Below are 12,839 nucleotides of genomic sequence, written 5' to 3' on the forward strand. Positions count from 1 at the left end.
GTGATCGAGTTGAGGTCGATTTGGAAGTGGGTTGGACTCGGGATATTTACGCTTGTTTGTATTTTCCTGCTGAGCAATGTCCGGTACTTATTTATGTCCGTGCATCCTGATCAGATACGCGTGTCGCTTGGACCGGATATGACGGCAGAGAAGCTGGCCGGCGTGCTGCCCGGGAGCAAGGTCGTCGATCCGAAAATCGCGCTGCTCGCTGTCCCCTACGGGAAAGCGCAGGAATACGCTTTAACGGCGATGACCACCAGAGGTGTTTATCGCGCCTCAACGATTCCATTAGATCATCCTGTTATTTCTTGGCGCTATTATGCCTCTCAGGTGCAAAATCAGACAACCGGCTTGCTCCACGGAGATTTTGGCACTTTTCGCAGCCCGACGAACTTGAAGGAGATGCGCGTTATTGATGCCATTCCGGACATGCTGCTGCGTACTTGCACATACTTTATTCCAGGTTTGCTTATGGCGATTGTGCTCAGTATTGTTCTAGCCTTGGCTGCATCGCTCTGGCGCGGCTTCGGTAAAGTGATCGACGGCGTCCATGTTCTGCTGCTCGGCTTGCCTGATTTTTTGCTGATCGTTCTGATTCAATTAGGCGCGGTTTATGTGACCCGAGCGCTTGGTCATTATGTGCTCCTGGTCGTACAAGTCGGAGATAAAACACCGTTCCTGATCCCGTTCCTTGCGATTGCGCTGATCCCGACAGTCACGATCTATGGCGCGCTTCGTGTTGCGATGGCCCGCGAGCTTGGACAAGATTATGTCATCACAGCCTTGGCCAAAGGGTTAACCCGCCGTGAGGTACTTATGGGCCATGTGCTGCGCAATGTGATGGAGGACCTGCTCGTCATACTGCCTAAAGCGACGACTCTGGCGCTTGCTAGCATGGCGGTGGCGGAAGCGATCTGCGGTATTTTGGGACTGGGCGGATTTATTATTTCACCTGCTGTGCAGAGCATTTCGACGATATCAATCATTTGCATGACACTAGCCATTCTTGCGATGTTGTTCCATGTGATCTACGCGCTGCTGCACAAAAGGGTTGTCATTCGCACAAGGGAGGCTGGCTGACGATGATGAAACGCTCATCAACTGCCTATTACTGTTCTGTTGGACTTATGGTGTTGTTGGCGCTGCTTATGATTTTTGGAAGCTGGATCAAGCCCCATCCCATCACACCGGATCATAAAATCAACTTCATTCAAGTCCAGCAGGACGGCAAAACCCGATATCTCAGCCCGCCGTTCGCTCCGAATCGCACTTTTCTCCTGGGAACGGATCACCGTGGTTATGATATGCTCAGCCTGCTACTGAACGGCATGAAGTATACACTGGGCATGGCGCTTATTTTGACCTTGGCCCGTTTCCTCATCGCCCTTCCTTGGGGCATGTGGAGTGGTGCCAGCAGTAGAGGGCTGGGTGTCTTGAGCTCACTGCAGTGGGTGACTGCCTCTGTGCCGGCGTTTATCTTTCTCTTTCCGCCACTGGCGGGTATGTATTATGGGTTGCGGCTGGATTACGGAATCAAGTCGGATCCGCATTATCATTTTATGTTTACGGTGCTCTTTATTGTTCTGGTTACTTTCATTGGCATCTTTCCGTTAGCCCACCAGTTGGCAGGCCGTGCACAATATTATAGCCAGCGATTATATATCGATGCGTCGCGCTTGATGGGCGGTTCAGCCTATCACCGGACAGTTCGCCATTTAATTCCGTGCATGCGCAATGAGCTATTGTTCATGTTTCTCAGCGAATTCATGCAGGTTTTGTTCCTCATGGGGCAGTTGGCCGTGTTCAGCATTGTGCTTGGCGGTACGGAGACGGTTGGCGATGAGGAGGCGGGGTTCAAAATCAACGTATCCGTTACTGGTGAATGGACCTCGCTGATTGCCTACGGGGCTAAATATATCAGGCTGCAGCCATGGATTATTTTGAGCGTAGGCGCATTCTTTGCGGTGGTGCTGCTGTCGCTGCAGTTTTTCCTGGCGCAGTTGAAACGGCGCTACGGCACCGAGCGCGAATTGATCTAAAAAGCCAGGGGTTCCACTCGAGGAACCCCTGGCTTTTTCTCAATGATCATCAGCTGAGCTGGATGTCTAATCTGGCCGCTACGCCGGCCGGGTTGCTTACGCTGCGTGCGCCGACGAAGTTAAAGGCGATGATGACAATATCGTTGCGGCCTCTGCGCAGAAACCGGCGAACATTGAAGGTTCGGCCTGGATTGAAGAAAGCGGGCGTATTCTGCGGGCCATCGTAGAGAAGCGGGACGCCGTTAATGATGACAATCGCATAATTGTCGACAGAGATAAAGAACGAAGCGTTAACGATTCGCCGTTGCTGCGAAAGCGTAAAGCGTGTAGAGATTACAGCGTTATCTGCGCTTAGATTACCGGAGAACCATACATAGTTGGCATTCTGGACGGGCACCCAGGCAGGTTCCCGCGGGATCACCTGGGCGTTAAACCAGGAATTATCGGTGCCGATCGAGAGGAGGCGCTGGCTGAGGAAGCGATCCTTGCCAACACGATTCATTTTTTTGAGCTGTGCACGGTACATGGACATCACCTTGCTGCGCGAGAGCCCGGCGCTGCGAGGCAAGCGGACTACTTTCCATGTGGATGCGGCTTTTTCCGGTTTTAAGAGTTTCATAGACCCATCTCCTATCATTATATGAAATTGTTACATTCTATTCTATGCGCGAGAGAGCATCGTGCTAGGGGTTAGAAGCTGATAGGAAAGAAAGATGGGTTGAGATTTACGGTATATGTATAATGTTGTTTCAATATAAAATATGTGTTAAATTTATGTATAAAAGATGAAAGGAGCCTCCCTCATGACAGATGATAAAACGAAAAGGCTGTCCGTCTATTTGCCGGAAAAGGTGAAAGCCGGATTGGAGCTGATGGCCGATGAAACCGGGCTTTCGATGACTCAGCTGATTGTCATGGCGACTCACAGCCTGCTGGCGAATTATGAAGCCAGAGGCGGCTCGATTTTCGCCGATTTATTGTCCGCCAGACATCGCATCGGTCAAGAGGCTGAGCAGAAGCGATTGCTGCTGGAACAGGATAAAAAGGCGATGCAGGACTATTACGGGGCCCGTGCCGAGGAATACGAACGCATCTATCACCGGGATGATCCGGATTATCAGCAAGGCCTAATTCTGCTCCGTCATGCAATGACGGGGGTAGTGCGCGGTAGGCGCGTCCTGGAAGTTGCCTGTGGTACCGGCTACTGGACGCAAGCCGCGGCTGATGCTGCGGAGCACATCTTGGGCGTCGATATTCGCCCGGAGGTGCTGCAGATTGCGAAGGCGAAGCCATGGCCTGCTGGCAAGGTTGACTTCTGCATCGGCGATGCCTATCGGCTGGATCAAGTGGAGGGGGGCTTTAACTGCGGAGTGGCGAACTTTTGGTTCTCGCACATCCCGCGCAATCGCCTCGACGAGTTTTTGGAGAGTTTTCACCGACGGCTGGGCCACGGAGCTACGGTCTTTATCGCGGATAATGTATATGTCGCTGGACGCGGAGGAGAGCTTATACGGAAAGAAGACAGCGAGGACACGTTCAAACGTAGAGAACTCGCAGACGGCACGCAACATGATATCATTAAAAATTATTACAGCTATGACGAGCTGAACGATATTTTCAAGCCTTACGCGAAGCATTTACAAGTTTTTGTAGGCAGCAGCTTCTGGTATGTCATCTATACGATAGCTTAAGTGCTATCACGGCAATCCCGTCCAACGGGCAACAGAAAAAGAAAAAGCCTGGCAGCCATCGCTGTACGATGCGCTTACAGGCTTTTCCCTTATGTCAAGAAGGTGGACATTCAGAACGTGGTCACATGATTTTCCTTAATGGCAAAGGCCAGAACGGCAATGACAATTGCGATAATGACCGCATAAATCACGACGCCAACAATACCGCATACGAGACCTGCGATAGCCATTCCTCTCCCTTGTTCGCCGCGAAGGCGAATTTCTTTGAGGGAAATCCGAGCAAAGACAATAGCGACAATTCCTATGATGAGACCAACATAAGGGATGACAACGGATAAAATGCCTAAAATCATAGCTGCTATCGATTTGCCATTGGTTTGTGCTGGCTGTGGTGGTTGGACATAGGGTTCCATGGAAGAACCTCCTTTGAAGAATCAGCATTCACACATTATATCCAAAAATACCCTTTTCGGCTAGGGGTAACAGCTTTTAATGAATAAAAGCCCTGACAGCGGCTCCTTGGGAGTGCTGATCGGGCTTTTTTTCTTAAAGTAATCCTGTAGCTTTAGTTGGATTGGACCGCAGTCAATTGGTTGTAAATATCGTCCCACAGTACCCGGCGGGCTGATACATAGCGCTTCGCGTAATAAGACTCGCTCAAATTATTTTTCACAACACCTTCGTTTGTAGCGGAGTGAACGAACTCACCGTTACCGATGTACACGCCCACGTGAGAAACGCCTTTACCGTCCGTGTTGAAAAATACGAGATCGCCCTTACGAAGATCTTTTTTGTCAATCCAGTAGCCTTCTTGGTCCTGCCCTTTGGACGTGTGCGGGAGATCGATCCCAAACTCGCTGAACAAGTATCTGGTAAACCCGGAGCAGTCGAAACCGCTTGTAGTTGTACCGGCCCAGCGGTAAGGCGTTCCTATGAGTTCATTCACTTTGGCATCCATTGTGGATTCCGCGGCGAATACGCTCCCAGCGCTTACGCTTAAGGACAAAACAAGACTGAAAACAAGAGCAACAACCTTTTTCAACTGCTTGTCTCCTTCCGGTGCCTACGAGGTTAGCTGGAGGGTTCGGTTGAAGGTTCCCTATGATCCCTGTCTTGCAAGATCAATTCACCCGGTGTGGTTCCCCCGTTTCCCACATTTTGCGGGAATTCGGCATGAAATATTTGGTTTTTTAACGCTAGTCCTTAGGATTCGTCATAAACATGGAAAATCCTCCCCCTCTATTCAAATTTCTATTAAAATATGTGAAAAAACTTGGAAAGTAGACGCAAAAAAAGCCTCTTTTTTCAAAAGAGGCTTTTTTTGCAAGAAAATCGGGCAATTTCCCCGACATTTAGCTGTTCATTTTGGCGGACCATAGTTGATATTGAGCGGTGATTGCCCACATTTGCAAAAACATGTTGAACAATGGGTACACCTGAGAAATGATTAGCGCTACCAGACCTGCCCATATATAGGCCGCTGTCACGGTTACCCCTGCCAAAAGTCCTGTGCTGAGCAGGATTAGAAAGGCTAGGACAATAATCGGCAGTGAATGGCGGACGAAGGTGATAAGAGTGGAGATGACTCCATGTCTAGCAGCGATAGCAAACTGGATGTACATGAACAGCAAGTTTATAAGAAAGCCATAGCAGAGAAGACCTGCGAGCCAAGGCAGCAGCTTGAGACCGGCTTGCTCGAAAGAGGCTGTATGCGTCAAGATCGTCTGAGCTTTCGGCAATAGCCAGAACAGCGGTGCCAAACTAAGCGCCATGCGCAGAATATAGGTCAGCATGAAAGGGAGGGTCAGCTCTTTGATGCCTTTAAAGAAGCGGTAGCCTGCGTTCTGATGGAGATGCGTCAGCGAATAGTACACGCCTGCATTCAGCATCGGAGTAAGCAGCATACGGACTCCGAGTAGCGCGGCGAGCCACCAGAGATACGAGTGGATCAGGTCTGTTTTCAGCAGCTGAAATTGGCTTTCCGCCAGAAAGAGCTGCAGCGTCTGCTTCGGCTGATGCGCTCCGGGAAATCGGTGCATCAGCGGTACGAGCACGGATTGCACCAGTTTATACAGCATAACGCCCCATCCCATCTGGTACAGAAATAAGGCGATAACGGCGAAAGGCTGCTGAATTGCGGCCCAAAAACCGGTCTTCATATATGTTTTCAAGGCTGTCCCTCCTTATGCAGCCCCGCTAAGCGGGGAGCTCCACAATTTGATTGGTACATCGGCGCATTACCATGAGACCCAGCCAAATATCGTCTGCAGGAACTGAAGAATGCCGAGATTCAAGCGGACTTTCCAAGTGGGGTCAACTTCTGTCTGCATGTAATTGTTGATATGTTTGTTTTCCAACACAAGTGTGTAATTAGGGTCAACACGCACCCAATCGACGGGAGCCGTATGCGTCAGCTTATATTCGATGCTGGCTTCAGCGCCATCCCAAGTTTTATCCAAGGTCGTACCGTCTGTAAAATGGAATTGAATCGGTACAGGCGGGGAACTGCCGCCGTGTTTCGCAATAAGCACGGTACTTTCATAGGAAGCGGCCGATTTGTCCCCACTTGGTTTGACACGGATGCTCTCAACGGAATAGTCCATCATCATTTTGCCGTATACATATTGGTTGAAAAAGTCATCCCATTTCGTTTTGGTCACATCCTCAACGACTTTTTGAAAGTCCTTCGTGGACGGATGCTTAAATTCCCAACGCTGGAAGTAGGTGTTCATGATGCGGTCCATCGTTTTGCTGCCGACCTGCTTCTCCAGTTCTTTGAGAACCAGTTTGGCACGCGTATACACGTTATCCGCGTACTCGCTATGCCCGTCGTATTTCCACGCTTCCAGCTGCAGAGCGTTTGGCGACGTGATATAGCTGGATTCGATCGGCAAGTTCGGCGTGACGCCGTACTCCGCTTCCATGACTTTATCTTCCGCATAGGAGGTAAAGCCTTCGTCCAGCCATGCCTCCTCGAACTCGTTCGTCGCCACGAGGCCGTAGAAGAACTGATGGCCGATTTCGTGAACGACGACGCGCTCCAGCTCCAGGTCTGGATTTTTTTCACTTGCGCCCCAGGCCGTGACAAGGGTCGGATACTCCATGCCGCCAGCGCCGTTGCCGTCCGCCGGAGGTACAACGATGGAAAGCGTCGAGTACGGATACGTTCCGTACCACTGGCTGTAGCGGGCTAACGCTTTCTTGGCTGCGTACATGTATCGGTCTTTCAGCTCTTTATGATTAGGATCAAGGTAGAGCTTGATTTTGACACCTGGTATTTGCGGAGAGGAGAACGGCTCTTCGACATAGATGAAATTTGGCGATGCTGACCATGCGAAGTCGTGCACGTCTTCGGCGTAGAATTGGTACGTCTTCATATCATTTTCCGTTACAGCCGGTTTCACAGGAAAGCCGGTAGCGGCCACCGTGTAAGCGGCAGGGACCTGGATCTTGACGTCATAAATGCCGAAATCGGAGTAAAACTCTGAGTTGCCGTGATACTGATGCAGGTTCCAGCCCTCGACGGTCCGGCCGCGCGTGCCTGCTTTCTCGTAAGCGGCGACTTTCGGGAACCATTGGCCAGCCATCACGAAGTCACCAACATAACCCATGCGGGCGAATGCGGCGGGCAGCTTGACGAGAAATTCGGTTTGAATCGTGACGCGCTCTCCGCCGCCAACTGGCTTCGGGAGAGGAATCTTGACCAAAGTATGATCGTCTTTATTGCCGTCATCGGGCTGCACGAATTCCATCCGGCGCTGCAGATCGCTGCCGTCTTCACCCTTTATGCTGAGCAGAGTCATGCTGCCCACGGAGTCGGCTTTCGCTTCGTCCTGCCGGAGCTTGCCTCCCGACTCACGCATAAACGTCGTTTTTTTGGACTCGAACGCATTGGGGTATAGATGCAGATACAGATCCTGCACCGGAGCGGTCCCTGGATTTTCCCAGGTCAAAGTTTGCTGTCCTTTAATTTCTTTGGTATCGGGCAGGTAAACGACATTCATGTGATATTCCGATATCCGATAGCTGAGCGGCTCAGCGGCTTGCGGATCTACGGGTTTGCCGTCAGGCTTCTGCGTGTCAGGTGCCGGAGCAGGCGGCTCCTCCCGGGAAACAGGGATAGCAGGTCCCAAGGCGGGGAGTAATGAATTGGTTAGCAGAACGGCTCCCGCTGCCAGGAGCATCACAACGAACCATTGGACGATACGATATTTGAACCAAACACTCATGATTTTCACCCCGTTGACAAGCATCTACAGCATGTATATGTAGACAAACCGGGGATTATTTCTAGTCAGCGAAAAATTGTGCGGACATGCACGGGTGCGGGTAGCCCTTGTTCTGGACGTAGACTTTGGCTACAATACAATCAGAGAGTTCGATACTGCGTGGCACGGCGATTTCTAATCGCAGGCTGTGCATTTATAATGCGAGAGCGGGAAGGTGCATACCATGGAAGCGGATAAAAAGAAGCTGGCTTTAAATATAGTAAGCTCAAAAGTGAATCACAAAGGATTCGGCGCAGGCGCCATTGATTTAAGCAACGTATCCAGTATTATCATCGACGGCGATGAAGCGTATCTGGATAACGGCGCGCTGCACGCCAAAAGCAAGATCGAGAAAGGCATTAAGTTCTCGATGAATAAAGACGAAGTGCCTGACGGCCGCAAATGCTGGATCGTCTGGGTAGCTGTAGACCGCACGGAAGAAGGGGCGTTCTATGCAGGCTTGACCGCGTGCGAGATGCTCGTCGATACGGAAGCGCGCAAGGGCTGGAAAATTCTTGCCGATCATGTCAATAAGATGGATGCGGCAATGAAGCGCAAATTTATTCTTGACGGTCTGAATGAGCAAGAGAAGGCCGCACTAAAAAATCAGCTGATCTCCCACAACGAGGAATGGTGGAATCGTTCGGACCAGACGCTCAAGGATGCGCTTTCATAAAGCAGCGACACAGCGGTTTGGAAAATATGAACATTATGTGTCATCCATTGTGACGCTCAGGTGAACCGGGTATACTAGACCCTAGTGTATGTTACACTCATATACTAGGACAGCAAAAAGGCAGACTAAGACGCGCTTAGTTCTGCCTTTTTGTGTTTCATGGATAAGGAATGTCAGTCATTCCACCAACGTTTCAAATCGTTCCACCAAGAGCCGTTCTGGCCTTTGGCCGCTCCTTTAGTATCGCTTTGCTGCGTTGTTTTCGCTGGCTTATCGGTACAGTAAGTAGTCGGTTCCGTGCCGTTCAGAAACGCCTCCATCTTCGAATTCGGGCAATCCTCGTTGGCGAGCTTGCCGGTTGCCGGATCGACGTAGACGTTCACGACACCGTCCGGGATGGGGAAGAGCTTGGGCGGAATGGCTTCCAACGTCCGTTCGGTAAATTCCGCGAAAATCGGTGACGCGAGGTGCGATTCCACGGTGCTGATATCGCGGTCTTTGTCATAGCCGACCCACACGGCCGTCGCCAGCTCCGGCGTAAAGCCGACCAGCCAGGCGTCGGTGTCGGTCGTCCCCGTTTTGCCGGCAATCGGCCGCTTCAGCGTGCTTGCGACACGGTTGCCGGTGCCTCCTTCTTCGAACACACTTTCCATCAGGTTCGTCATCACGTAGGAAACAGCCGGCTCGAGGACTTTCTCCGATTTCGGCGCTGCTTGGTACAGCACCTTGCCGTTGGCATCTTCGATGCGTTCGATCGCTGTTGGTTCAATACGCACCCCTTGGTTGGCAATCGTTCCGAAAGCCGAAGCCATCTCCAGCGGGCTGACCGGATAAGCGCCAAGCGCCAGAGATGGGAGCGGCTTCATCGGGCTCGTGATGCCCAGCTTGCGCGCCAAGTCGATGACTTTGTCCGGGCCGACGTCAAGAATGGTGTGTACCGCATAAATGTTATCCGACTTCGAAATTGCCTGCCGCATGTCAATATTGGCATTGACGTACTGATCGTTAAAATTACGCGGCGTATATTGCTGCCGCCCCTGGTCGTAAGTAAAGACCGTCGGCTCACTCTTCACTAATGTTGCCGGTGTATATCCGTTCTGGAGGGCGACCATATAAACGAACGGTTTAAAAGAAGAGCCCGGCTGGCGCTTATTGGAAATCGCACGGTTAAACTGGTTTTCCGTGTAATCGCGTCCGCCGACCATCGCTTTGATCGCCCCTGAACGGGGGTCAATGGCGACAAGGGCGCCCTGGATGTCAGGTTTCTCTGCCAGTTCCTTGTTCATGACGTCCTCGGCGATTTTTTGTGCATTCATATCGAGGGTCGTATAAATCTTGATGCCGCCCTCGTCCACTTGCTCTTCCGGAATGCCGAGCGTATCTGTGGCAAGTGCCCGCACATAGTCGCGGAAGTACGGCGCTGCCGCCTCTTTCTTTTTCGTGAGCGGTTGGATGGTCAGCTTCTCTTTGGCGGCGGCATCAGCGGCTTCCTGGGTAATAAACCCGCTGTGGACCATCGTCTGGAGCACCACCTTTTGCCGGTCCAGCGCATTGTTCAGATCATAGTAAGGCGAATAATAGCGCGGACCTTTCGGAACGCCGGCAATCATAGCGCTCTCCGCGAGCGACAGCTCACTGGCATGCTTGCCGAAGAACAGCTCTGAAGCCGTTTCAATGCCATATGTAGAATGGCCATAATAAATTTGATTCAAGTAATCATCAAGAATTTCATCTTTGCTGAGCTGCATCTCCATTTGAATCGCATAGACTGTCTCTTTAATTTTTCGCGCCCATGTGCGATCGTGATTTAAATAGAGATTTCTGGCCAATTGTTGCGTAATCGTTCCTGCGCCCTGCACTTTGGCCATCGCCTGAACGTTCACCACCGCTGCCCGAGCTACAGCCTTCAGATCGACGCCGAAGTGCTCGTAGAAATGCTGATCTTCTACAGCGAGTGTCGCTTTGATCAGGTAAGGGGAAATATCCTTCAAGGGGACAACCTGACGATTTTGTCCGGAATAGAAGGTGTCGATCAACTGGCCCTGCACGTCAAACATTTGTGAGGTTTGCAGCATTTTTGTAACGGGAAGCGACTGGGAGCGCAAATAAACAAGAAAAGAGGCAACGCCGATGAGAAGCAGGATGGATAACGTAAACAGGAATGAGAACGTTTTTTTGATCCGGCGCATCCAGCGCATGGAGTTCACTTCTTTTTCTTTGGGCGAGACAGGTTTGCTGGCAGATTTGGGAGGGCGTTCATCAGACACGATCCTTCCTCCTTTCAAAATAAAATCGTCATTGTTACTTACCATTATGGAAAAGCATGCCACCACCTATTCAATAATTTGTAAATAATTTTTAGGAAATCTGTAAATAGCCTAGGAAATCGTTGCATTTTGGGGGTAATGAACTATAATACAATTTGGACATCTTGCTACATAACATTTCCATGTGGTGGAACACTGTTTACAGACACGATTGTGAGGATTTATTTATCCAATATAGAGATGAAAGAGGGCATGAACATGGACCTGTGGTACACAGAGAAACAAACGGATAGCTTCGGGATTACAGCAAAGGTTAAAGAAACTTACGTAAGAGAGCAGACCGATTTTCAAGATCTGGCTATGATCGAAACTGAAGAGTGGGGCACAATGCTGACACTTGACGGCATGGTCATGACAACAGTGAGGGACGAGTTCGTTTACCATGAAATGGTGGCGCATCCTGCGCTCGTTACGCATCCAAACCCAGAGATGGTGCTAGTTGTAGGCGGCGGCGACGGCGGCGTGATTCGTGAGATCATGAAGCATCCGAAAGTGAAAAAAGCGGTTCTTGTTGACATCGACGGTAAAGTGATCGAGTACTCCAAGAAGTACTTGCCGACGATTGCAGGTGAACTAGACAATCCGCGCGTAGAAGTGATCGTGAACGATGGCTACATGCACATTCATGACCACAAAAACACTTACGATGTCATCATGGTTGACTCCACAGAGCCCGTTGGACCTGCTGTAGAGCTGTTTACTAAGGGCTTTTACCAAGGTATTTTCGACGCGTTAGAAGAAGACGGCATTTTCGTTGCCCAAACAGACAATCCATGGTTCAAAGCGGATCTGATTCAGACTGTGAACCGTGATGTCAAAGAAATCTTCCCGATTGTACGCGTATACGGCGCGAATATTCCTACTTACCCAAGCGGTTTGTGGACATTCACAATGGGCAGCAAAAAGCATGATCCGCTTCAAGTGGAGGAAGCCTCCATTCCTGAATTCCCGACCAAATACTATACGCCACGCCTTCACAAAGCGGCATTCGTTCTGCCGAAATTCGTAGAAGATTTGGTGAAGTAATGAAGAGCAACCGGCGACCGTTAGCGGCGCCTCCTATGTTGGAGGCATGCTATAGGTGCCGGTGTTTTTTTTAATGCTGACACACTGATGTCAGTGTTCGTTGGATATACTGACTAGCGAAGAAGAATAAGAAATGGGGCGAGGATTAATGGTGTATACAAATATCCAGGAGTTTATCAACGATTACGAGCGGGAATCGCAAAGCACGCTAAAACTGCTGCAGGTATTAACGGATGAATCGCTCAAGCAGGAAATTGCGCCAGGCGGCGGCTATCGCAACTTGGGCGACCTGGCTTGGCACTTGGTGCCGCATGGCGGGATCCTGGATCCGACAGGTCTTAAAGTCGAATTCCCGGAAGCTGCTGCTGCTCCTGCTTCAGCCGGCGAAATTGCGCAAGCCTATCGCAAGACGGCGCAATCTATGATCGATGCGGTCCGCTCCCAGTGGACAGACGCTGATTTGCAAAGGGAACTAAACATGTTCGGGCAGGTGTGGAAAATCGGATTGACGCTGGATATGTTCATCAAGCACGAAATCCACCATCGCGGGCAGTTGACTGTCCTCATGCGACAAGCGGGACTGCCTGTTTCCGGCGTGTATGGTCCTTCCAAAGAAGAATGGGCCCAATTTAATATGGAAAGCCCGACGGTATAATAGAAGCGGCTTTGAATCTTTGAACCAGTCAACTGCGGGGCAGTTGGCTGGTTTTTTTGTTCGGCTTTTTGTGGCCAGCCGACTGCCTTGTTTAGAGCGCTGTTCCCCGCATGTGGCAAAAATGGCAGGATAACCAACATCCGAGGCTTATATCAGG

12 protein-coding genes and 1 riboswitch are annotated in these 12,839 nt (G+C 50.6%); of the genes, 6 read left to right on the forward strand and 6 right to left on the reverse strand.

The window, feature by feature from the left end; all coding sequences use genetic code 11:
• Together O9139_RS29695 and O9139_RS29700 are read left to right on the forward strand one after the other, a co-directional pair.
• The gene (locus O9139_RS29695) at window positions 1-1,080 is read left to right on the forward strand and encodes an ABC transporter permease subunit (RefSeq protein ID WP_270885347.1); all 1,080 of its coding nucleotides are present in this window, start codon (window positions 1-3) and stop codon (window positions 1,078-1,080) included.
• Window positions 1,081-1,082: 2 nt separating this feature from the next.
• Window positions 1,083-2,039 carry a hypothetical protein gene (locus O9139_RS29700; RefSeq protein ID WP_270885348.1) on the forward strand — a complete coding sequence of 319 codons (957 nt, stop codon included), beginning with the start codon at window positions 1,083-1,085 and terminating at the stop codon, window positions 2,037-2,039.
• Window positions 2,040-2,088: 49 nt separating this feature from the next.
• Here O9139_RS29700 and O9139_RS29705 read toward each other — a convergent pair whose 3' ends face one another.
• Window positions 2,089-2,658 carry a hypothetical protein gene (locus O9139_RS29705; protein WP_270885349.1) on the reverse strand — a complete coding sequence of 190 codons (570 nt, stop codon included), beginning with the start codon at window positions 2,656-2,658 and terminating at the stop codon, window positions 2,089-2,091.
• A gap of 184 nt (window positions 2,659-2,842) precedes the next feature.
• On the opposite strand from O9139_RS29705, the gene O9139_RS29710 reads away from it, so the two are divergent.
• Window positions 2,843-3,730 carry a methyltransferase domain-containing protein gene (locus O9139_RS29710; RefSeq protein ID WP_270885350.1) on the forward strand — a complete coding sequence of 296 codons (888 nt, stop codon included), beginning with the start codon at window positions 2,843-2,845 and terminating at the stop codon, window positions 3,728-3,730.
• Between the two features lie 110 nt (window positions 3,731-3,840).
• On the opposite strand, the gene O9139_RS29715 is transcribed toward O9139_RS29710, so the two are convergent.
• From O9139_RS29715 to O9139_RS29730, 4 genes are all read right to left on the reverse strand, one after another.
• Window positions 3,841-4,143 carry a DUF4190 domain-containing protein gene (locus O9139_RS29715; protein WP_270885351.1) on the reverse strand — a complete coding sequence of 101 codons (303 nt, stop codon included), beginning with the start codon at window positions 4,141-4,143 and terminating at the stop codon, window positions 3,841-3,843.
• A gap of 152 nt (window positions 4,144-4,295) precedes the next feature.
• On the reverse strand, window positions 4,296-4,772 hold the full coding sequence (locus O9139_RS29720; protein WP_270885352.1) for a C40 family peptidase: 477 nt from the start codon (window positions 4,770-4,772) through the stop codon (window positions 4,296-4,298).
• Window positions 4,773-4,775: 3 nt separating this feature from the next.
• A riboswitch (cyclic di-AMP (ydaO/yuaA leader) is annotated at window positions 4,776-4,914 on the reverse strand.
• Window positions 4,915-5,082: 168 nt separating this feature from the next.
• Window positions 5,083-5,901 carry a hypothetical protein gene (locus O9139_RS29725; RefSeq protein WP_270885353.1) on the reverse strand — a complete coding sequence of 273 codons (819 nt, stop codon included), beginning with the start codon at window positions 5,899-5,901 and terminating at the stop codon, window positions 5,083-5,085.
• Between the two features lie 66 nt (window positions 5,902-5,967).
• On the reverse strand, window positions 5,968-7,959 hold the full coding sequence (locus O9139_RS29730) for a M1 family metallopeptidase (protein WP_270885354.1): 1,992 nt from the start codon (window positions 7,957-7,959) through the stop codon (window positions 5,968-5,970).
• A gap of 223 nt (window positions 7,960-8,182) precedes the next feature.
• Between O9139_RS29730 and O9139_RS29735 the strand changes: the two genes are divergently transcribed.
• The gene (locus O9139_RS29735) at window positions 8,183-8,674 is read left to right on the forward strand and encodes a YwhD family protein (RefSeq protein WP_270885355.1); all 492 of its coding nucleotides are present in this window, start codon (window positions 8,183-8,185) and stop codon (window positions 8,672-8,674) included.
• Window positions 8,675-8,847: 173 nt separating this feature from the next.
• Here O9139_RS29735 and O9139_RS29740 read toward each other — a convergent pair whose 3' ends face one another.
• Window positions 8,848-10,872, reverse strand: coding sequence for a transglycosylase domain-containing protein (locus O9139_RS29740; protein ID WP_270885382.1), 2,025 nt, complete (start codon window positions 10,870-10,872; stop codon window positions 8,848-8,850).
• Between the two features lie 327 nt (window positions 10,873-11,199).
• Here O9139_RS29740 and speE point away from each other — a divergent pair, with 327 nt between their 5' ends.
• Window positions 11,200-12,027 (forward strand): polyamine aminopropyltransferase, encoded by an 828-nt coding sequence (gene speE / locus O9139_RS29745; RefSeq protein WP_270885356.1) that lies wholly within the window; start codon window positions 11,200-11,202, stop codon window positions 12,025-12,027.
• A 133-nt stretch (window positions 12,028-12,160) separates the two neighbouring features.
• Window positions 12,161-12,682, forward strand: coding sequence for a DinB family protein (locus O9139_RS29750; RefSeq protein WP_333743053.1), 522 nt, complete (start codon window positions 12,161-12,163; stop codon window positions 12,680-12,682).
• Window positions 12,683-12,839 lie beyond the last annotated feature (157 nt).

Origin of the sequence: Paenibacillus aestuarii (genome assembly GCF_027789125.1) — a bacterium.
In the GTDB taxonomy this organism is placed as follows: Bacteria; Bacillota; Bacilli; order Paenibacillales; family NBRC-103111; genus Paenibacillus_E; species Paenibacillus_E aestuarii.

Coding starts and splice junctions, on each gene's coding strand:
- O9139_RS29700 (WP_270885348.1), top strand. CDS start 1,083: ATGATGAAACGCTCATCAACTGCCTATTACTGTTCTGTTGGACTTATG.
- O9139_RS29705 (WP_270885349.1), bottom strand. CDS start 2,658: ATGAAACTCTTAAAACCGGAAAAAGCCGCATCCACATGGAAAGTAGTC.
- O9139_RS29710 (WP_270885350.1), top strand. CDS start 2,843: ATGACAGATGATAAAACGAAAAGGCTGTCCGTCTATTTGCCGGAAAAG.
- O9139_RS29715 (WP_270885351.1), bottom strand. CDS start 4,143: ATGGAACCCTATGTCCAACCACCACAGCCAGCACAAACCAATGGCAAA.
- O9139_RS29730 (WP_270885354.1), bottom strand. CDS start 7,959: ATGAGTGTTTGGTTCAAATATCGTATCGTCCAATGGTTCGTTGTGATG.
- O9139_RS29735 (WP_270885355.1), top strand. CDS start 8,183: ATGGAAGCGGATAAAAAGAAGCTGGCTTTAAATATAGTAAGCTCAAAA.
- O9139_RS29740 (WP_270885382.1), bottom strand. CDS start 10,872: ATGCGCTGGATGCGCCGGATCAAAAAAACGTTCTCATTCCTGTTTACG.
- speE (WP_270885356.1), top strand. CDS start 11,200: ATGGACCTGTGGTACACAGAGAAACAAACGGATAGCTTCGGGATTACA.
- O9139_RS29750 (WP_333743053.1), top strand. CDS start 12,161: ATGGGGCGAGGATTAATGGTGTATACAAATATCCAGGAGTTTATCAAC.